Annotated in this window: 19 protein-coding genes; 13 read left to right on the top strand and 6 right to left on the bottom strand. The window is 62.5% G+C overall.

What is annotated here, in order from left to right:
* The first annotated feature begins 48 nt into the window (after positions 1 to 48).
* From CP49_RS44775 to rpiB, 9 genes are all read left to right on the top strand, one after another.
* On the top strand, positions 49 to 450 hold the full coding sequence (locus CP49_RS44775) for a hypothetical protein (protein WP_156438514.1): 402 nt from the start codon (positions 49 to 51) through the stop codon (positions 448 to 450).
* Positions 451 to 791: 341 nt separating this feature from the next.
* Positions 792 to 2,300: an amidohydrolase family protein gene (locus CP49_RS19305; protein WP_057851775.1), complete on the top strand. Its 1,509-nt coding sequence runs from the start codon at positions 792 to 794 to the stop codon at positions 2,298 to 2,300.
* Positions 2,301 to 2,712: 412 nt separating this feature from the next.
* Complete coding sequence (locus tag CP49_RS19295) at positions 2,713 to 3,453, top strand: FadR/GntR family transcriptional regulator (protein WP_057851773.1); 741 nt, start codon at positions 2,713 to 2,715, stop codon at positions 3,451 to 3,453.
* 38 nt (positions 3,454 to 3,491) lie between these two features.
* Entirely contained in the window at positions 3,492 to 4,394 is a 903-nt protein-coding gene (locus CP49_RS19290) for an NAD(P)-dependent oxidoreductase (protein WP_057851772.1), read from the top strand.
* 10 nt (positions 4,395 to 4,404) lie between these two features.
* Positions 4,405 to 5,088, top strand: coding sequence for an amino acid ABC transporter permease (locus tag CP49_RS19285; RefSeq protein ID WP_057851771.1), 684 nt, complete (start codon positions 4,405 to 4,407; stop codon positions 5,086 to 5,088).
* Between the two features lie 8 nt (positions 5,089 to 5,096).
* The gene (locus CP49_RS19280) at positions 5,097 to 5,765 is read left to right on the top strand and encodes an amino acid ABC transporter permease (RefSeq protein WP_057851770.1); all 669 of its coding nucleotides are present in this window, start codon (positions 5,097 to 5,099) and stop codon (positions 5,763 to 5,765) included.
* A gap of 1 nt (position 5,766) precedes the next feature.
* Complete coding sequence (locus CP49_RS19275) at positions 5,767 to 6,522, top strand: amino acid ABC transporter ATP-binding protein (protein ID WP_057851769.1); 756 nt, start codon at positions 5,767 to 5,769, stop codon at positions 6,520 to 6,522.
* Positions 6,523 to 6,539: 17 nt separating this feature from the next.
* Positions 6,540 to 7,337, top strand: coding sequence for a transporter substrate-binding domain-containing protein (locus CP49_RS19270; protein ID WP_057851768.1), 798 nt, complete (start codon positions 6,540 to 6,542; stop codon positions 7,335 to 7,337).
* Between the two features lie 58 nt (positions 7,338 to 7,395).
* Positions 7,396 to 7,842 carry a ribose 5-phosphate isomerase B gene (gene rpiB / locus CP49_RS19265; RefSeq protein WP_057851857.1) on the top strand — a complete coding sequence of 149 codons (447 nt, stop codon included), beginning with the start codon at positions 7,396 to 7,398 and terminating at the stop codon, positions 7,840 to 7,842.
* A 103-nt stretch (positions 7,843 to 7,945) separates the two neighbouring features.
* Here rpiB and greA read toward each other — a convergent pair whose 3' ends face one another.
* From greA to CP49_RS19245, 4 genes are all read right to left on the bottom strand, one after another.
* A complete protein-coding gene (greA, locus tag CP49_RS19260) occupies positions 7,946 to 8,428 on the bottom strand; it encodes a transcription elongation factor GreA (RefSeq protein WP_057851767.1) in 483 nt (160 codons plus the stop codon).
* A gap of 144 nt (positions 8,429 to 8,572) precedes the next feature.
* Positions 8,573 to 10,081, bottom strand: coding sequence for a helicase HerA domain-containing protein (locus tag CP49_RS19255; protein WP_057851766.1), 1,509 nt, complete (start codon positions 10,079 to 10,081; stop codon positions 8,573 to 8,575).
* 151 nt (positions 10,082 to 10,232) lie between these two features.
* Complete coding sequence (locus CP49_RS19250) at positions 10,233 to 13,343, bottom strand: efflux RND transporter permease subunit (RefSeq protein ID WP_057851765.1); 3,111 nt, start codon at positions 13,341 to 13,343, stop codon at positions 10,233 to 10,235.
* On the bottom strand, positions 13,340 to 14,518 hold the full coding sequence (locus CP49_RS19245; protein WP_057851764.1) for an efflux RND transporter periplasmic adaptor subunit: 1,179 nt from the start codon (positions 14,516 to 14,518) through the stop codon (positions 13,340 to 13,342). Before CP49_RS19245 ends, CP49_RS19250 begins: the two co-directional genes overlap by 4 nt.
* Positions 14,519 to 14,585: 67 nt before the next feature.
* Between CP49_RS19245 and CP49_RS44770 the strand changes: the two genes are divergently transcribed.
* Both CP49_RS44770 and CP49_RS44765 read left to right on the top strand, forming a co-directional pair.
* Complete coding sequence (locus CP49_RS44770) at positions 14,586 to 14,729, top strand: hypothetical protein (RefSeq protein WP_156438513.1); 144 nt, start codon at positions 14,586 to 14,588, stop codon at positions 14,727 to 14,729.
* The gene (locus tag CP49_RS44765) at positions 14,729 to 15,940 is read left to right on the top strand and encodes a hypothetical protein (protein WP_057851763.1); all 1,212 of its coding nucleotides are present in this window, start codon (positions 14,729 to 14,731) and stop codon (positions 15,938 to 15,940) included. Before CP49_RS44770 ends, CP49_RS44765 begins: the two co-directional genes overlap by 1 nt.
* A 125-nt stretch (positions 15,941 to 16,065) precedes the next feature.
* On the opposite strand, the gene CP49_RS19235 is transcribed toward CP49_RS44765, so the two are convergent.
* Positions 16,066 to 16,296, bottom strand: coding sequence for a hypothetical protein (locus CP49_RS19235; protein WP_057851762.1), 231 nt, complete (start codon positions 16,294 to 16,296; stop codon positions 16,066 to 16,068).
* A 445-nt stretch (positions 16,297 to 16,741) separates the two neighbouring features.
* On the opposite strand from CP49_RS19235, the gene CP49_RS19230 reads away from it, so the two are divergent.
* Positions 16,742 to 17,419, top strand: coding sequence for a response regulator transcription factor (locus CP49_RS19230; RefSeq protein ID WP_057851856.1), 678 nt, complete (start codon positions 16,742 to 16,744; stop codon positions 17,417 to 17,419).
* Positions 17,420 to 17,497: 78 nt separating this feature from the next.
* Positions 17,498 to 18,862: a sensor histidine kinase gene (locus tag CP49_RS19225; RefSeq protein ID WP_057851761.1), complete on the top strand. Its 1,365-nt coding sequence runs from the start codon at positions 17,498 to 17,500 to the stop codon at positions 18,860 to 18,862.
* A 20-nt stretch (positions 18,863 to 18,882) separates the two neighbouring features.
* On the opposite strand, the gene CP49_RS19220 is transcribed toward CP49_RS19225, so the two are convergent.
* Positions 18,883 to 19,176, bottom strand: coding sequence for a hypothetical protein (locus CP49_RS19220; RefSeq protein ID WP_057851760.1), 294 nt, complete (start codon positions 19,174 to 19,176; stop codon positions 18,883 to 18,885).
* Positions 19,177 to 19,294: the final 118 nt, after the last annotated feature.

The following is a 19,294-nucleotide window of genomic DNA, read 5'->3' as shown; positions in this document are numbered from 1 at the left end:
GACATCCGGACTTCATCGTGCGCACGCTCAACGAAGCAGGAGCGTTACATGTACGATGCGATGCACGCCGTTTCCCGCCGGGCCGTTCCGGAAGTCTCGAAAGACTCATCGGCCGAGGGCGATGAAGACTACGCTACACCGAAGGGACTGTTTCTTCGCAGAGCCGCAGTGCGGATAAGTTGGCTGCTCGTTTTCGTGTTGCGGAATGCCTCGACCTCGGCCACACCCCTTGATTTGATGTATGGTGGAGATCGTATGGCTGTTTCGCGCCTCGTGACGGAGGACGACTGTTTGACGTCCGAGCAGAATCCCAAGTTCGTATGCAGAGTGCCCAACTTTACTTCCTGCGGGGCATGTCGTCGTATCGGTCACGGAAGCTCATCCTCTGGGCCGATCAGCCTGACTGCCGCCGTATCCAAACAAGATGACGTCTTGCCCGAGCCGGTTTGAAGTCGCGATGCGCCGCATCGTCGCTTCCCCGGCACGGCGCCGCTGCTGGGCAGATCCCCAAGTACCCCCACACAGCTAAAAGTGTTTCGTTCTCAAGTTCTGAAAACGATCAGAAGCGAAATGAGTTGGGACAGTGCGGCTGCCGGATTACTCCGCTTGCGATCATGGAAATTTGAGCGTTGAATTCGTCGCGTCATGTGCGGCTGCGATGCAATTTTTGAGCGAGCCCGGGACGGCGCGACGAGCCGGCCTGCCAACCGCTCTGAAGCAGCCAGACGCACGCAACCTCCATGCGGGCAACGACCGGCACGCGCTTCGATCATCAACAAGGGAGGAGAACGATGAGCACTTGGCTTAGTGAACGGGAGCAGCGCCTCGTTGCGGGTGCCGAGGCAGCATCGGCGGCAACGCCGATCCCCACTCAAATTGTTTCCAACGGCGAGTATCTCCCGCCCCCGCAGAGCGCTACACAGAAGAAGGTCGAGGCACGGATCAACGATCTCGCCGACCTGAACGGCAAGCACCTCGGCTTGAGTCGCAGGCAGTTCCTGCACACGAGTTGCGGCATGGCTGCGGCATTTCTCGCAATGAACGACGTCTACGGCAATGTTTTCCAGGTTGCACCTGCAGAGGCCCGCGAGCCCGAGCTGATGCTGGCGCGCGCGCAAGGCCTCGCCGGCCAATTCATCTTCGACGTCCAGACCCATTTCGTGCGCGACGACTTCGATCACAAGGAGCTTTTGGGGCTGGCGGACTTTGCGAGCCAGCACTGGAACCCGAAGATGAAGGAGGAGGGCGTCTCCTCGCTCGCCCGTTACAAGTTCATGAACTATGTGAAAGAGATCTACTACGACAGCGACACCCACATGGCGCTCTTGAGCGGCGCACCATTCGACGATCCGAGCTGGTGGCTTCTGTCCAACGAGCAGATCGTCAAGGCCCGCGAACTCATCAACGACTTCGCCGGTTCGCGCCGCCTGCTGGCGCACAGCGTCATCACCCCAAAGCAGCCCGGCTGGATGGAGGAGGTCGACAAGGCGATCGAGGTCTACAAGCCCGATTCCTGGAAGTCCTACACGATCGGCGACCCGCTGGCACCCTCCAAGTTCCCATGGCGGCTCGACGACGAGCAGGTGATGTATCCGTTCTACGAAAAAGCGGTGAAGGCCGGCATCAACACGCTGTGCATCCACAAGGGGCTGCTGCCGCCCGATTACGAGAAGTCGTTCGCCGGCGTGTGGGAATACGCAACCGCGTGGGACATCGGAAAGGCGGCAAAGGACTGGCCGCAGATGAACTTCGTGATCTATCACTCGGCGCTGCGGGCGTTCCTCGAGCTGCCGGACAAGGCCTGGGCCGAGTTCGAGCAGACCGGCCGCATCCAGTGGGCCACGGATCTTTCGGAAATCCCGCAGAAATTCGGCGTCACCAACGTCTATGCCGAGCTCGGCACGTCCTTTGCGAACTCGGCGGTGGCGCATCCGAAGTTCTGCGCCGCGCTGGTCGGCACGCTGATCAAGGGCATGGGGGTTGATCACGTCATGTGGGGGACTGACTCGGTCTGGTACGGCTCACCGCAGTGGCAGATCGAGGCGCTGCGCCGCCTCGAGATTCCCGAGGACATGCAGAAGAAGTACGGGTTTGCGCCGCTCGGCGACGCCAATAGCGCCGCCAAGCAGCTCATCTTCGGCGGCAACGCCACCAAATTCTATAAGATCAGGCTGAAAGCGGCTGAGAACACCAGGATGCCGGCCTTTTCCGAGGACCGTCTCGCTTCGCTCAAGAACGAGTATGCGCTGGCGGCCAAGGAGCCCTCGAACCTGCGCTACGGCTACGTTCGCGCCGCGTAAATGTCCAACGGCCGCGCCGGCGGAGCAGGCAAGCTTCGCGGGCGCGGCCGATGCGCGGCTGCGGTGACAAGGAAGTAGATCGACAAAATCAATTTCGGCTTCGGATGAAAAACGTCGTGCGAGATCTGCTGTTGGGCAGTAATCGGGACTGCGAACCGCACTGGTTGATGTCGGGCTTCGAGGGAATAGCGAACCCGGGCTAAGCGCCTTGCGACGCCGCGCGGATGCTTCGGCCCTTGATGAGGTAGCGAGGCCGGTTTCAAATTCGCTGCCATTGCGGACCTGCTCGACTTACCCGAGATCGCCAATTTTTGAACGATCGTTGCTCGATGCTGTACATCAAACGACTTGACGCGAGCGTCTTGGTCATCCTACTGGTCTTACCAAGGTAATATCAAAAAGATTGCAGGGAATGGAACTCAAGCGAGTGGCTGAGGGTGAGAAGGGTTTCCAGAAGGTCTTTGCCTTCCTGCGCGACCGGTTGATCGCCGGCTCGCTCAAGCCGGGCGACCGTCTGGTCTCCGAACGCGAGCTCGCGACACAGCTCGGCGTCAGCCGACCGCTTGTGCGGGAAGCCCTGCGCGCCTTGACCATGCTCGGCATCGTCGAAATTCGTGATCGCATCGGCACCGTGGTGACGCGTCCGGACGTCTCCGTGCTCAACGATTTCTTCACCTTCGCGCTGGCCCAGCAGGCCGACATGGTGGACGACGTGATGCAGGCGCGCATCGCCATCGAATGTCAGGCCGTTCGGCTGGCCTGCGAGCGCGCCAGCATCGCCGATTTCGAGCGCCTGCAGCGTGCGCTGGCGAAAATTTCGGAAACGATCGACGAGGCCGATACGGGCGGCATGGCCGACTTCGAGTTTCACCGTGCGATCGTCCTGGCGTCCCATTCGGAAACGCTCGTCGTCCTGCACAATTCGATGGCCGGCCTGTTGACGCATTCGCACCGCAGCCGCCGCGAACTCGTGCAGGCCTTCCCGTCGATGAAAACGTACTTGATCGACGATCACAAGCGCATCTTCGACGCAATCGTTGCACGCGATCCCGAGCGGGCGGATACGACACTGCGACGACATTTTGCGATCGGCGATGAATACCGACGGCGCGCCGTCGTCGGGCAGAAAGACAGCCGGCAAATATCGCGCTGATTGCTATCGACGAGAACAACGACACGACGAGAGAAACGATGGGACGGGACGGCAAGGGAAGCGTCGGCTTTATCGGCATTGGCATGATGGGCCGGGAAATGGTCCGCAACCTGCTCAAGGCGGGGCATGGCGTCAGGGCTTTTGACGTTGTCGAGGCCGCAATTGCCGCCGTGGTGTCGGAGGGAGCCGTAGGCGCCAAGAACCCTGCAGACGCCGCGCGAGGCTGCGACATCGTGATCACCATGCTGCCTGACACACCGTATGTCGAAGCGGTGGTCTACAGCGAGGACGGCCTCCTGAAATCGCCGCCTGCGGGCAAGCTGATCGTGGACATGAGCACGATCTCACCGGTCGCGGCCCGCCGCATCCATGCGGATCTGCAACGTGCGGGCGTCAGCTTCATCGATGCTCCCGTGTCCGGCGGCCCGCTCGGCGCCAAGAACGGCGCGCTGTCGATCATGGCCGGCGGCGAAGCGGAAGCCTTCGGCAAGGCTGAACCGTTCTTCAGGGCCATGGGCACCACCATCACCCATGTCGGCGCTTCCGGCGCTGGACAAACGGTCAAGCTCTGCAATCAACTGATTTGCGGCATCAACATCCAGGCGATTTGCGAAGCGCTGGCTTTGGGGCGCGCCTCCGGCGTCGACCTGGACTTGCTACGCCGCGTCCTGTTGGGCGGCTCGGCTTCATCCTGGATGCTGGACAAGCTCGGTCCGGCGATGATCGGAGGCGACGTCGGCGCCGGCTTTCGTATCGACTTGATGCTCAAGGACCTCAGGCTGGTGCAGGAGCATGCGCAGGCGCTGAACGTGCCACTGCCAGGAACCGCACTCGTCACCAGCCAATATGTCGACGCGCGGGCGCACGGCGAAGGCGCGAACGGCAATCAGGCCCTGTTCCGTGTCTACGACCGGATGACCAATCAGAGCAGCACTGGATGATCTTGTTGCGATGAGTATCGAACTCGACTTTCCCGCGGTGCTGGAACGGTGGCCGAACTTCGTCGGAGGCGCCATTCTGACGCTCGAACTCGCATTCTTTGCAACGGTTTCCGGCGCGCTTCTCGGCACACTTGCGGCAGTGGGCCGCGGAACTCATAGCCGGCTGATTGCTCGTATCTGCAAAGTCTACGTGGAAGCCATCCGCAACACGCCGCTGCTGGTCCAGATATTCCTGGTCTATTTCGGACTTGCCAGCATCGGATTGAAACTGTCAGCCTTCACCGTTGCGGTGGTTGCTCTGACGATCAATGTCGGAGCCTACACGGCCGAGATCATGCGTGCAGGCTTCGAAGCGATCCCGCGCGGACAGATCGAGGCGGCCGAAGGGCTCGCGCTCACGCGCTTCCAGATCTATTGGCACATCATCCTGCTGCCCGCCGTCGAAAAGGTCTATCCGGCGCTGACCAGCCAGTTCGTCCTGCTGATGCTCGCCTCGTCGGTCTGTTCGCAGATATCCGCCGAGGAATTGACGGCCGTGGCCAACTACATCCAGTCGGACACCTATCGGGCGTTCGAGACCTACATCATCGTCGCCGTGCTCTACATTCTGCTGTCGCTCGTCATGCGCGCGGGATTCTGGGGGCTCGGCCTGGTCCTGTTTCCGCGCCGACGCCAACTTGGCACGCCGTTGTGAGGTGATGCATGGGCGGACATCTGAACATCAACCACCTCCTCTTTCTCGGCCATGGCGCGCTATGGACGATTGGACTCTCCCTGATCGCACTGGTGGGTGGCGCTGCCGTCGGCTTCGTGATCGCGCTGGCGCGGATATCTCCCCTCAAGTCCGTGCGCCTTCTCAGTGCCGCCTATGTCCAGATTGTCCAGGGGACGCCTTTGCTCGTCATCCTGTTCCTCGGCTATTTCGGGCTGGCGGCGATCGGATTGCAGACCTCTCCCCTTGTCGCCGCCGGCGCCTCGCTGACCATTTACGTCGCGGCCTATCTCGGCGAGATCTGGCGTGGCTCGATCCAGTCCGTGCCAAAGCCGCAATGGGAAGCGGCGGAAGGCCTGGCGCTGAGCCGGACCCAGCGCATGATGAAGGTGATCCTGCCGCAGGCGGTCCGCATCGCGACGCCGCCCACCGTCGGCTTCATGGTGCAGATCATCAAGAACACCTCACTCGCTTCGGTCGTCGGTTTCGTCGAGTTGATGCGATCAGGACAGATCGTCAACAACTCGCTGTTCGAGCCGTTCGTGGTCTACGCCATCATCGCCGCCGTCTATTTCGCTATGTGCTATCCCCTGTCGCTGTTCAGCCAGAAGCTGGAGCGGCGGATGGGACGCGGTAGCGTCAACCCCGCTCTGGCCTGACATGCAGCAAACCGCATCCCCCACTCCCATTGTGTCGCTCCGCGACGTGCAGAAGAGCTTTGGTTCACTGAAGGTGCTTGATGGCGTCAGCTTTGCCGTCGAGCGCGGCGAGGTCCTTGCCATTATTGGCAGGTCGGGTTCCGGCAAGAGCACCGCGTTACGCTGCATCGACCGGTTTGAGAAGGTCGACGGGGGTGAGATCATCGTCTGCGGACGCAGGGTTGATCTTCCAGACATCGATCTGCGGGCTCTGCGACAGGATGTCGGCATCGTATTCCAAAGTTACAACCTGTTTCCCCACCTCACGATCGAGCAGAACATCACGCTGGCGCCATGCTCGGTGAAGCGAATGGGCCTGTCCGAGGCGAAAGCGCTGGCGCGCAAGGTGCTGGCGCAGGTCGGTCTCGAGGAGAAGGTTCACGCCTATCCTGAGCAGCTATCCGGTGGTCAGCAGCAACGCGCCGCCATCGCGCGTTCGCTCGCCATGCAGCCCAAGGTCATGCTGTTCGACGAGGTAACTTCGGCGCTCGATCCCGAACTGACAGGCGAAGTGCTGAAGGTGATCGAACAGCTCGCAGCCGATGGCATGACCATGGTGATGGTCACGCATGAAATGGGATTTGCAAGGAGCATCGCCGATCGGATCGTCTTCATGCATCGCGGCAAGGTTCACGAAACCGGGCCTGCCTCGATCCTGACGGCGCCGACGACGCCGGAACTCGTCCAGTTCGTGGGGACGGGCAATCTAAAATCATAACAGGAGAGGAAAACCCAATGATCGGAAACCGGAAGATTCTGAGCAGCGCCCTCGCTGCATGCTGCCTTGTCTTGCTGGCGGCCCGGCCGGCGCAAGCCGACCTGCTCGATGCCATCACGCAGGCCAAAAAGATCCGTATCTCGACGGACCTTGCCATTCCTCCGTCCGGCATGATGGACAGCAGCATGAAGCCGACCGGCTCCGATGTCGAGGTCGCCCAGTTGCTGGCCAAGGACTGGGGACTCGAGCTGGAATTCATCCAGACGACCGGTGCGACGCGGATCCCCAATGTGCAGACCGGCAAGGCGGATATCATCATTTCGACCCTGTCGGTCACGCCCGAGCGGGCCAAGGTAATCGATTTCTCCAAGCGCTACGCGACGCTGCAATCGGACATCGGCTGCCTGAAGTCACTGAACGTGAAGGACTGGCCGGACCTGAAGGACAAGACCGTGGGCGTCTCGCGCGGCACCACGCAGGATACGATGCTGTCGAATATGAAGGACAAGGAACTGAAGATCGCGCGCTACGACGACGATGCCACCGAAGTGACGGCGGCCGTCTCTGGCCAGGTCGATTGCGTCGGCACGTCGGCCACGATCATCAACCAGATCGGCGTCAAGAATCCGGCTCGAATCTTCGAGTCCAAGATCCCACTCGCCAGCTTCGATCTCGCCATCGGCCTGAAAAAGGGCGAGCCGCGCCTCCTGGACAAACTCAACGCATGGATCACCGAAAACGTGAAGAACGGCAAGCTCAACGCCATCTACAAGAAATTCCATGGTGTCGAACTGCCACCCGACATGCGCGGCTGAAACCCATAAATCCGTGGCGGCCGCCACGGCCGCCGCAAATCAACAAAAGGAAAATTATATGCGTCTCGTCGTAGGTTCCGACCACGCCGGCTGGTCACTCAAGAAGGCTGTCATCGATCACGTACGCAGCCTCGGACACGAGGTCGTCGACGTCGGATCCTACGACGAAAATCCGGTGGATTTTCCGGATATCGCACGGGCGGTGGCGCAGAAGATCATCTCCGGAGAGGTCGTTCGCGGCATCATGGTGTGCGGCACCGGCGTCGGTGCCTCGATTGCGGCCAACAAAATGAAGGGCATCCGCGCCGCGGTCTGTCACGATGTCCATTCGGCCCATCAGAGCGTCGAGCATGATGACGTGAATGTCATGTGCATTGGCGCCCAGATCGTCGGACCGTGGCTCGCCAACGATCTCATCTCCTCATTTCTTGCCGCCGAGTTTTCGACGGAGGAGGACTTCCGGCGACGCGTCCAGAAGCTTCACGAAATGGATGCAGAAGGCTGAGGCCTTACTGGTGTCCGGGTTCACTCAATGTCGATCGATCTGGTCGCCAGAGTGCCGGTCCTTCCTGGACATTCCAAACGTCGGCTGCGTCCTGTGCGGGGTGCTACGAGATCGCAATGATCTCTAGCTCTTGACCGGATGTACCGACGACATCCCCAACAGATTTGCCCATCAGCGACCTTGCCACCGGGGACACGAAGGAAATGGAACCGGCCTTCGGGTCCGCTTCGTCCTCTCCCACGATACGATATTTCTGTACGCGCCCATCGTCTCGCCTGAAGGTCACGGTGCTCCCAAAGGCGACAGTGTCAGTCGACGTTGGATTGGGGATGACCTGGGCTGTCCGAACTCTCGCCGCAAAGTAGCGCACATCACGCAATGGGGCTGCGGCCTGCCGCCGTCGTTCGTTCACGTCTTCGATCTTCTGCGCGGTCTCGTATGCCTCGCGAGCCTGGTCGAGCTGAAATTCAAGAGCCTTCAATCCCGCTTCCGTAACAAGATTCGGATGAGGTGAAATCGGACGGTCGGGGAGCAAGGTCTCCGACGCCGTTTCGGCACTGTCTTCCTTGGTGAAGGCAACGCTCAAGCTCAGAACTCCTTTTAAGCAAGATATGCAAAAAAAAAGCGGTCGGCGACAAGAGCGCGGACCCGTCAAAGGAACCGTAGCGCCACGCTCAACGGCTTTTGCGAATCATATACCGCGGAGCGCGACGGGCGCCATTATCAAGTATCAGGGAGCGGAACTGCTGCAGCCTTGCTCCGCCGGCAGTTCCTCGGCATTGGGGTCGCCCGGTGCCGTCGCCCAGGCCAGTTCGACGAGCGTCACGATCCGCCGACCGGCACCGTCAAGCTGGCAAACGATGAGGCCCTGCTCCTCGATGTAGGTCAGCAGACGCCGTGCACGGCGCAACGAATGTGAGCCGTAGGCGCGGGCAATCGCTGCATCGCCCGGGCAGGGCCAACCTTCCTTCGCGGCGCGGGCGATCATCATGAAGACGCCCTGCATATCCTCCGGCAGAAGTGAGGCGCGGACCGAGACATCCTGCCACCCGTCATCCTCCGCCATATCGGAGCCGAGCCCGGCGCGGGCGCGCGTCAGCATGCGACGGAAGTCACCGAGGTCCGGCACGGTCGAACCGAGGCCCTCTATTCGGCAGCGGACCACGAACTCCTGATAGAGGACGCCGATGGCGCGGAATCCCGCGTCGGGTTCCGCCATGACGGCGCGCAAAATACGGTCCACTCGCTCACGCCGCTCCGCCAGCTCCTCAGCGCTGAGTGGCTGCTCCACCGCTTCGGGACGGAGCTCCAGCGCCGCTGACTTCGCCGCCATGAGCTGCCCGAGGAGGTCTGGCGGCGACCGGCGCTGGGGCCGATTATTCTCAGGCGGCGGCGCTGCCAGAATGATGGCGCGTGCGTCCGGTGTCGCTTCCGGCAGAGGCAGCAAGCGCGGGGTCGCATTGTGCGGCGTGGTATCCGTTGGACCAATGCGCAGCCCCAGCGGACGGCGGGAGAGGGCCGGTCCCAGCGCCATGAATTGCCCGCGCTCCAGATCCCGAAAGGCCTCTGCCTGTCGCCGTTCCATGCCCAGAAGGTCGGCGGCGCGCGCCATGTCGATATCCAGAAAGGTTCGGCCCATGAGGAAATTGGACGCCTCGGCCGCCACGTTCTTGGCGAGCTTCGCCAGCCGCTGGGTGGCGATGACCCCCGCAAGCCCGCGTTTGCGGCCACGGCACATCAGGTTCGTCATGGCGCCGAGCGAGAGTTTGCGCGCCTCGTCCGAAACCTCGCCGGCGACGGCCGGCGCGAAGAGCTGCGCCTCATCAACCACCACCAGCATCGGGTACCAGTGGTCGCGGGCGACGTCGAAAAGCCCGCCGAGGAAGGCGGCGGCGCGCCGCATCTGGTTCTCGGCGTCGAGCCCCTCGAGATTGAGCACCGTGGAGACGCGATGGATGCGCGCTCGCTCGCCGGCGACCTGCAGGCCCCGCTCGGTATGGTCCTCGGCATCGATCAGGAGGTGGCCGAAACGGTCGGCAAGCGTCACGAAGTCGCCTTCGGGGTCGATGATGGTCTGCTGCACCCAGGGGGCACTCTGTTCCAGCAGCCGGCGCAGCAGATGGGATTTGCCGGAGCCCGAATTGCCCTGCACCAGCAAGCGAGTTGCAAGCAGTTCCTCAAGGTCCAGAGTCGCCGGGGCACCTGCCGTCGTGTGTCCCATCTCGATCGCCACGGTCATGTCTCGACTCAAAGTCTCCCTGCGGAGGCGGGCTTTAACAACCTGATCGCGGCCCGTCGAGCGCCCATGGCCGGCCTCTCCGCGTTCTCCACGGCTGGTCGAACGCCATCAGCCCGGATGGATGCCGGCCGCAGCCCGCCAAAATTTTCCGTTATTCGGCCGGTGACGGCTTGGCGCTATCGCCAATCGCCGGCTTGTTGCTGCCGAACAGCCAGCTCTGCAGCCTGTCGAGGTAGATGTAGACCACCGGCGTCGTATACAGCGTGAGAAGCTGCGACACGGCTACGCCCCCGACGATGGCGTAGCCCAGCGGCTGGCGTATCTCGGAGCCCGCACCGGTGCCGAGCATCATCGGAACGCCGGCGAGCATGGCCGCCATCGTGGTCATCAGGATCGGCCGGAAACGCATGACGCAGGCGCGATAGATGGCGTCTTCCGCCGACAATCCCTCCTGCTGGCCCACATGCAGGGCGAAATCGACCAGCATGATGCCGTTCTTCTTGACGATGCCGATCAGGAGGATGATGCCGACGATCGCGATCACGCTGAGATCGAGGTGAACCGCCATCAGCAGCAACAGCGCTCCGAGCCCCGCCGACGGCAGCGTCGAGATGATGGTGATGGGGTGGATCAGGCTCTCATACAATATGCCGAGGATGAGGTAGATCACGAACAGTGCGGCAGCGATCAGGATCGGCGTCGTCGATAGTGAATCCCCGAACGCCTGGGCATTGCCCTGGAAGCTCGTCTGCAGTGAGAGCGGCTTGCCGAGTTGCTCCTCGATATGTTGGATCGCGCTGGTCGCCTGGCCGATCGCCGTGCCGGGCAAGAGGTTGAAGGAGATCGTCACCGACGGGAATTGGCCCTGATGATTGACCACGAGCGGAGCGACCTTGACCACGCTGTCGACCAGCGTCGAAAGCGGCACTTCCTGGCCGGTTGAGGATTTGACATAGATCCCGCTCAACGCCTCGGGCGAATACTGGAACTTCGGATTGACCTCCATGATCACGTGGTACTGGTTCAGCGCCGTATACATGGTCGAGACGATGCGCTGGCCAAAGGCGTCATCGAGCGTGTTGTCGATGGTGAAGGGCAGGATGCCGTAGCTCGAAGCCACCTCGCGCTTGATGGCGATGTCGAGCAGGGGGCCGGAATTGAGCTGGTCGGTCGCGACGTCGGTGATGCCGGGGACCTTCTTGATCCCGTCGAGGAACAGCGCCGCCCAATGATTGAGCTCGCCGGGGTCGGCGTCGCCAAGTGTGTACTGATACTGGGTTTTCGAAACCCGGCCGCCGATGGTGATATCCTGCGCGGCCTGCATATAGAGAGTAATGCCCTGGATCTTGGCCAAGTTGGTCCGCAAGCGCGCAAGCACCGTTTCCATGCTGTCACGTTGCTTGTAGGGCTTGAGCGCAATGTAGATGCGGCCGTTGTTAACCGTGGTGTTGCCGCCGCCGGCGCCGATCGCCGAGCCGATGGATGCGACGGCCGAATCCTTCATGATGGCATTGAGCAGAGCCTGCTGACGCTCGGCCATCGCAGAATAGGAAATATCCTGCGCGGCCTCGGACAGGCCGATGATCAGTCCGGTGTCCTGTTGCGGAAAGAAGCCTTTGGGAATGACGACGTAGAGATAGCCGGTCAGTCCGATGGTCGCAAACATCGTCAGCAGGGTGATGAAGCGGTGACGAAGCACGATTCTGAGCCCCGCCTCGTAGGTTCCGAGCAAGGCATTGAACCCGCTTTCGAGGACGTGGAACAGCCGCCCGTGTGTCCTGCTTTCCGGCTTGAGCAGCCGCGCGCACATCATGGGCGTCAGGGTCAGCGAGATCAAGAGCGACAGCACCAGCGCTACGCTGACGGTGACGGCAAATTCGCGAAACAGCAGCCCGACATATCCGCCCATCAGGAACAGCGGAATGAACACCGCGATCAGCGACAGCGTGATCGACATGATGGTGAAGCCGATTTCGCCGGCGCCCTTCAGCGCCGCCTCGAATGGCGTGGCGCCTCCCTCCATGTGGCGCACAATGTTCTCGATCACGACGATGGCGTCGTCGACCACGAAGCCCACCGCGATCGACAGCGCCATCAGCGAGAGGTTGTCGAGGCTGTAGCCGAGCTCGTAAAGGACAGCGAAGGTGCCGATCAGCGACAACGGCACAGTGACCGCCGGAATGAGCGTCGCCCAGAAGTTTCTCAGGAAGATGAAGATCACCATCACCACCAGCGCGACCGTCAGCATCAAGGTGAACTGAACGTCGTGGATGGAGGCGCGGACCGTGTCGGTGCGGTCGGAGATGACATTGACCTTGATGGCAGGCGGAATCGAGGCCTGCAGCACCGGCATCGTCGCCTTGATCCGCTCCACGGTGTCGACGACGTTGGCGCCGGGCTGGCGCTGGATCGCCAGGATGACCGCGCGCTGATTGTTGTACCAGCCGGCGATCAGGTCGTTTTCCGGCGCGCTGACGGCGCGGCCGACGTCGCGGATGCGGACCGGCGCGCCGTTTCGATAGGCGATCACGAGATTGGCGTAGTCCTCCGCCTTCAAGAGCTGGTCGTTGGTGTTCAGGGTGAAGGTCTGGCGTGGGCTATTGAGCGTGCCTTTCGGCAGATCGACATTGGCCTGGCCGAGCGCGGTGCGGACGTCCTCGAGATTGATGCCGCGCGCGGCGAGCGCCTGCGGATCGAGCTGCACGCGCACGGCAGGTTTTTGCTGGCCGCCGATGCCGACGAGGCCGACGCCTGGTATCTGCGATATCTTCTGCAGCAGGATGTTTTCCGCATAGGCGTCCACCGTGGTCAGCGGCAGGCTGTCCGAGGTCAGGCCGAGCACAAGGATCGGCGTATCGGCCGGATTGACCTTGCGGATCGTCGGCGGATAGGGAATGCCGGGCGGCAAGAACGGGCTCGCGGCGTTGATCGCCGACAGCGTGTCGCTGACCGTTCCGTCGATCTGGCGGTTCAGATCGAACTGCAGCGTGATCTGGGTGAAGCCGAGTGCGCTCGCCGATGTCATCTGGGTGAGGCCCGGAATCTGGCCGAACTGGAGTTCGAGCGGCGTCGCCACCGACGCCGCCATGGTCTGCGGATCGGCGCCCGGCAACTGTGCCGTGACCTGAAGCGTCGGATAGTTGACGTTTGGCAATGACGCGACCGGCAGCAGCGGGTAGGCGATCAGGCCGCCGACCAAAAGGCCAACCATCAGAAGCGCGGTCGCGATCGGCCGCTGAATGAACGGTGCAGAAATGTTCATGGGATTACCGCCTGTTGTGCTTGCTGTGCCGTCACTTCCTCGGCCGCTTCGCCGTGCAGGATCGTGACATGCGTGCCCGGCTGCAGCCGGTATTGTCCGTCAACCACGACCTGCTCGCCGGCCTTCAGGCCGGAATCGATCAGTGCTTCGCCGTCGGTGATTTGCGCGACCTTGAGGGGCCGCATCGCCACGGTGTCGTCCGGCTTGATGACATAGGCATAGGCGCCGTTCGGCCCCTGCTGCACGACGTTGGCGGGAACCGTCAGGCCGTTGTGCCGGGTCGTGACGAGTAGCCGCGCGTTCACCAGCTCGCCCGGCCACAGCTCGCGGGACTTGTTGGGAAAGTTCGCCTTGAGCTGGATCGAGCCGGTGGTCTGCAGGATCTCGTTGTTGACCAGCGCGAGCTTGCCCTGTCCGAGCTGGACTGAATTGGCCTGGTCGTAGGCCAGGACGGGCAGCGGCGTCTTGCTCGCCTGCTGTTGCCGGAGGATCTGCGTCAGCACTCCTTCCGGGAGGGTGAAGATCAGCGAGACGGGATCGAGCTGCGTCACGACGACAAGACCGTTGGTCGTCGTCGGGCTGATGATGTTGCCGACGTCGATCTGGCGAATTCCCACCACGCCGTCGATCGGTGAAGTGAGGCGGGTGTAGCTGAGTTGCACCTTGGCCGCCTCGATCAGCGCCTGGTCGGTCTTGATTGCGACCTCGAGCTGGCCGACCTGCGCTTTCTGGGTCTCGATTAACTGCGGCGTGGCCCAGCCTTTGTCGCCAAGCTGGCTGTAACGCGTGAAATTGGCGCGGGCATTGGTGAGCTGAGCCTGATCGCGCTGCAGGTTTCCCTCGAACTGGTCGATCTGGGCCTGGTAGGGACGCGGATCGATTTGCGCGAGCAGGTCGCCGGCATGGACGGTCTGTCCTTCGGTGAAGTTGATGCTGATGAGCTGGCCCTGGATCTGCGCCCGCACGACATCGGTGTTGTACGCAATCACGGTGCCGACGCCATTCTGATAAATCGGCACATCACGCTGCGCGACCACGCCGGCAACGACCGGGACCGGAGGCGGCGGCGGCGCCGCGACGGCGGCCTTGAACGCGTTGGCATGCGTCAGGTAGAGAAGGCCGCCCGCGGCGGCGACGCCGAACACGACGGCAGGTATTGCGACTTTCATTTTCATGGCTGTTTCTCGCGAGTGAGTTGCCGCTCAACGGAACGTCGTGGCGGCGGTTGACAGGCCCGGTATCGTGTTCGTCGCCCCTGTGATGTTCGGTATCCCTGTGATGGGATCGGTGGTCGCGGCGACGGCCGTCGTGTTAGGGGCCGACAGGGTGACGGCGGGCACCGTCGGGATCGTCGGCGCGATGGTGCTGATGGTGGGGCGACGGTGATGGTTGGAACCATCGCGGCGGAGCTAATCCCGAGATTGCCGATCTCGGTCGAGCCCATCGGAATGCCGGTTCGCGGCACGCCGCCCGGTGTCGTAGGAGACGTCGGTGTCGATGACGCGGCAAGATTGCCTGAGCCGGCGCCGCACATGCTTTGGGTACCCGACGTGTCGATCAGTGCCGATGTCGGCGGAACGCCCGATGACGACATCGATGATGTCGACGTTCCCGGCATCATGGACATCGTGCTCTGCGGTGTGACGCTCCCGACGTCCACGCCGCCGCCGTCAAAGGTAGTCGCCGATCCGAACATCGTTGATGGTGCTGTGCCGATGGTCGAGCACACGGCGCTGCCCATGGTCGACGAGATCGGCGCCGGACTTACGCCGGGGGATGCGATTTCCGTTGCGCCCAACGGGATGCCGGTGCCGCCGACCGGCGCGCTTGGTATCATGCCGAGCGGCGACGTGGCCGAGAGCGAAGGCGTCGGCATTACCGCGGCCTGCTGCGCAAAGGCTTGGCCGCACAGCAGGGCCGAGGCTGCCGTGATCATCAGGAAGCGTTTCATGGGGTTCTCCAGTGCCGGTCGGGTAGTGCGACGAACGAGCAGGGCAGCGATCGGTCCGGAGGGCATTGAGAAAGTGCCCTCCAGTCCGAAGCCTGCGTGCAGGATTTGCGGGAGGGTCTCAGCCGCAGCTCAGCGGCAAAGGCTGGTTGGGATGCAGGTAGTACCAGTCGTAGCAATCGGGATAACCGTAGTAGTAGCCGTATCCCGGCCCGTATCCGCCGAAGCGATGCGCAGCGTGATGGTGCAGGCCGAAGCCATGCGCGCCAATGTGGCCGCTGCCGAAGTGGCCGACACCAACGCCGCCGCCAAGGCCTCCGATGTGTTCGCCGGCACCGAAGCCGCCGATATGGCCACCGCCGCCAAAGCCACCGATGTGACCTCCGCCGCCGAAGCCTCCGCCCATGTGGCCGCCGCCGCCAAAACCTCCGCCGTGCCCACCACCACCGCCGCCACCACGAGCGTTAGCCGCGCCCGCCAGCAGGCTCGAAGCGAGAAGAGCTGTCGCCAATATCGTGATCATTCGTTTCATCATGACACTCCTTTTCAATCAGATTGCTCGCCGCCGCGACGCGCGAACTTCGACGGACCGCGCGAACGAAACGTCGGATGGCTGACAGGTAGGTGCGATGCACAAGGCATCCATTAAATTCGGCGTTAGTCTCCGCCGCCTTGCATTCACGAAGGAAACACTTTGGTACGCGGCAAAAGAAAAAAGGGCCGGCGGAATATTCCGCCAGCCCGTCATGCTTCGTTGTTACATCGCAACGTCGATCAGTAACCCGTGTTGGGCTCGCAAGGGGGCGTGGTCCACGGTGCGGTGGCGAAGGCGCCGACGCGCGGAGCGCGGATGCAGCTATCGCCTACGTCGCGATGCATCGTCGACATCACGCGGCCGTTGTCATCGGTTACGACATGCCGCGAGGTGTGTGTGGCGGCCAGCGCCGGCGTGGCGAGAGTGGCTGCGGTGAGTAACGCAGCCGACAGAAGTTTGACTTTGTGCATTGTTGTTCTCCAAAGGTCAGGGGAAGCCAGGCTGGCTTCTCCCTCCGACGTGCGGCTGGCCCGCCATCGTCCAAAGGAAACATCGCTTCACGTGCTTTCAACTCGGCGTGAAGCTGATGCGGGCTCCATCTATTGTCTCGCCTGGCTCGAAACCGCCGGTGGGCCAGCCAATGCAGGCCGGCGGGTTCATTAAATTGCTATTTATTGGCGCGGCCGGTCGACGGGGACTAACTGTTTCGTGCGGCTTCGCCGTGCTCGCACTGGCGCGGCGGAACGGCCGCCGGGCGGATGGCGCATGCCGGCTTCGGAAAAGGATGGCGGCGCTGGCCGGCTCTCTTGAGCTAAGAGACATGCGGCCGTCACTGTGGCTTTGTCGGCCGGCCGGCGTATCATTGCGACCGGGCCGTGCGGTGAGGGGTATCTTGATGGCAGTCGGACCGATCTGATGACGAAAGTTCTTCTCATAGAAGATGACGGCGAGACGGCGGGGGAAATCACTGCCGAGCTGGCCGATCGCGGCTTCGAGGTCGAATGGTCGGCCAATGGGCTGGATGGCCTCGCCAAGGCGCGCGACTTGCGACCGGATGCAATGATCGTCGACCGCCTGTTGCCGGGAATGGACGGTCTTACCGTCATCGAGTCCCTGCGCAAGGATCAGGTGCGCACGCCGGTCCTCGTGCTGAGTGCGCTTGGCGCGGTCGATGACCGCGTGCGCGGATTGCGGATGGGAGGCGACGACTACCTCACCAAGCCGTTCGCGATCGTCGAACTCATTGCGCGCATAGAGGCGTTGCTGCGCCGCCCGCCGGAAACGCGGGAAACCATCGTGCGGGTAGGGCAGCTCGAACTCGACCTCGTCGAGCGCACGGCCAAACGCGGCGAGCGCAAGATCGACCTGCTGCCGCGCGAGTTTCGCCTGCTCGAATACATGATGCGGCGGAGCGACCAGCTGCTTACGCGCGCGATGCTGCTCGAAGAGGTCTGGAACTACAAGTTTGTTCCGGCAACCAACCTGGTTGACGTGCATATGGGCCGTGTGCGGCACAAGGTCGACGGTCCGGGCGACGCCCCGATGATTCACAATGTCCGCGGCGCGGGGTTCATTCTACGCGCCGTGTCCTGACTGATTTTGGATGACCGCGCCGGGCGCCCACGCCGTCGGACCGGTGAGGCAGGCGGACGGCAGGATCGGAAGCTTCAGTTGCAATTCATACGCTCGAAGACGTTTCACTGGGCCGCGGCGCTGGCGGGCCTGTTCGCGGTCTTCGTCACCGTATTGTTCGGGTTCATCTATTTCAGTATCGACGACTACCTGATCGCGCGGTCGGATCGGATGATCACGAGGCAGGCCGATTTCTTTGCCGGATTGCCGCGCGACCGCCTGATCGGTGCGCTCGATGATCATCTCGGGCAGGATTCCCGCGGCGTCCAGTTTTCCGGAGTGTTCGACGCGAGGGGGAAGCGGCTTGTCGGCAACGTCGCAGCCCTGCCGGACGGGATTCAGATCGGCGCGCCGGCGCAGAGCGTGCCGCTCGCGCGCGTCGACGACAAGGCGGCCGGCGCGACATCGGTCAGGACCGTCGCGCGGAGCCTTGAGAACGGCGACATATTGGTGATTGGGCGGAACGTCGACGAGACCGGGGAGATCTTCAGGGTTGTCGGAACGGCGTTCGCGCTTGGCTTGTTGCCGGCGTTCTGCCTCTGGCTACTGGCCGGCGCGTGGCTGAGCGTTCGCGCGCAGCGACGCGTCGAGGAAGTCAACCTGCGGGTCCAGCGCATCATCGCAGGCGACCTGCATGAGCGGTTGCCGCACCGAAAGGTGGATGAACCGTTTTCGAGGCTGGCCGCCATCGTCAACGGCATGCTCGACGAACTGGAGACGACGATCAACGCACTGGCCGGCGTCGGCAACGACATCGCCCACGATCTGCGAACGCCGCTGACGCGTGCACGCCTGACGCTCGAGCGCGGCCGTACCAATGCGGCCACGCTTGAGCAGCTCCAGGAGGTCGCCGACAAGGCCATCGCCGGCATCGACCAGTCACTGACGATCGTCACGGCGTTGCTGCGCCTGGCCGAAATCGAAAACAGCCGCCGGTCGTCTGCATTCGGTAATGTGGCGCTCGACGAAATGCTGCGCGAAGTCTGCGACATGTACGAGCCGATCGCCGAAGACAAGCAGATCGCGTTGAGCGTGGACACGTCAGACAAGCTTTACGTGCACGGCGATCGGGATCTGTTGTTGGAGGCGGTCGCCAATCTCGTCGACAATGCCATCAAGTTCACGCCCGAAAGCGGCGCGGTCAGGTTGGAGCTGCTGCGCGGCGAGGGAGAAACCATCCTGCGCGTGACGGATACGGGACCGGGGATCAGCGATCAGGAACAGGAGGCCGTGCTGCGCCGGTTCTATCGATCGGACAAGATTCGCAACACGCCGGGCGTCGGCCTCGGACTGAACCTGGTTTCGGCAATCGTGAAGCTGCACGGATTTCGCTTGATCATCCACTCCGGCCCGGGAGGCCGGGTGGAGATCATTTGCCCCGATGAGCAAGTCGTCGGGACATAGGGGCGGCAGGCTGCCGAAAGTCATCCATGCCAACGGCCGTCATGCATGGTGCTGGAGGCGTGGTGGACCCGACGGTGGTGCCAGACGTCTGGACCGGCCAAGCCGCTTTCTCTCTCGTTATAGGATTGCATCACCGAGGGCGGCAGCCCTTCCATCCGGTAGGCCGGCGTGGGCGCACCGCCATTCAGGACGTCAAGGTTCGGGTAAAAGAATGCGAAAGCCCCCGGCTCCTGGATGGCTTCTTGCGCGAAGGCAGGTGCTGCTGCCATCATCGACAGCAGTCCTGCGACGGCGATCGTCTTGATCGAGGTCATTGTCATTCTCCATACATGATGCGGGAATTCGCCGGACGCGCAAGCGCGGTAACACGCCGCGACTGGCGTATGTTTTTTTCGAACGCGAACTGCTCGCTTGAAACTGCATCCAGACAGC

The organism is Bradyrhizobium valentinum (assembly GCF_001440405.1).
Lineage (GTDB): Bacteria > Pseudomonadota > Alphaproteobacteria > Rhizobiales > Xanthobacteraceae > Bradyrhizobium > Bradyrhizobium valentinum.
Note: the sequence above shows the minus strand (reverse complement) of the source record. Positions and strands in the feature narration are given on the sequence as shown.

Excerpts from the sequence above, each read along its gene's own strand:
- CP49_RS19280 (WP_057851770.1), top strand. The coding sequence starts at position 5,097 with ATGGGCGGACATCTGAACATCAACCACCTCCTCTTTCTCGGCCATGGC.
- CP49_RS19220 (WP_057851760.1), bottom strand. The coding sequence starts at position 19,176 with ATGACCTCGATCAAGACGATCGCCGTCGCAGGACTGCTGTCGATGATG.
- CP49_RS19245 (WP_057851764.1), bottom strand. The coding sequence starts at position 14,518 with ATGAAAATGAAAGTCGCAATACCTGCCGTCGTGTTCGGCGTCGCCGCC.
- CP49_RS19290 (WP_057851772.1), top strand. The coding sequence starts at position 3,492 with ATGGGACGGGACGGCAAGGGAAGCGTCGGCTTTATCGGCATTGGCATG.
- CP49_RS44775 (WP_156438514.1), top strand. The coding sequence starts at position 49 with ATGTACGATGCGATGCACGCCGTTTCCCGCCGGGCCGTTCCGGAAGTC.
- CP49_RS19270 (WP_057851768.1), top strand. The coding sequence starts at position 6,540 with ATGATCGGAAACCGGAAGATTCTGAGCAGCGCCCTCGCTGCATGCTGC.
- rpiB (WP_057851857.1), top strand. The coding sequence starts at position 7,396 with ATGCGTCTCGTCGTAGGTTCCGACCACGCCGGCTGGTCACTCAAGAAG.
- CP49_RS19250 (WP_057851765.1), bottom strand. The coding sequence starts at position 13,343 with ATGAACATTTCTGCACCGTTCATTCAGCGGCCGATCGCGACCGCGCTT.
- CP49_RS19295 (WP_057851773.1), top strand. The coding sequence starts at position 2,713 with ATGGAACTCAAGCGAGTGGCTGAGGGTGAGAAGGGTTTCCAGAAGGTC.
- CP49_RS19255 (WP_057851766.1), bottom strand. The coding sequence starts at position 10,081 with ATGACCGTGGCGATCGAGATGGGACACACGACGGCAGGTGCCCCGGCG.
- CP49_RS19235 (WP_057851762.1), bottom strand. The coding sequence starts at position 16,296 with ATGCACAAAGTCAAACTTCTGTCGGCTGCGTTACTCACCGCAGCCACT.
- CP49_RS19285 (WP_057851771.1), top strand. The coding sequence starts at position 4,405 with ATGAGTATCGAACTCGACTTTCCCGCGGTGCTGGAACGGTGGCCGAAC.
- CP49_RS19305 (WP_057851775.1), top strand. The coding sequence starts at position 792 with ATGAGCACTTGGCTTAGTGAACGGGAGCAGCGCCTCGTTGCGGGTGCC.
- CP49_RS19275 (WP_057851769.1), top strand. The coding sequence starts at position 5,767 with ATGCAGCAAACCGCATCCCCCACTCCCATTGTGTCGCTCCGCGACGTG.
- CP49_RS19230 (WP_057851856.1), top strand. The coding sequence starts at position 16,742 with ATGACGAAAGTTCTTCTCATAGAAGATGACGGCGAGACGGCGGGGGAA.
- CP49_RS44765 (WP_057851763.1), top strand. The coding sequence starts at position 14,729 with ATGGTTGGAACCATCGCGGCGGAGCTAATCCCGAGATTGCCGATCTCG.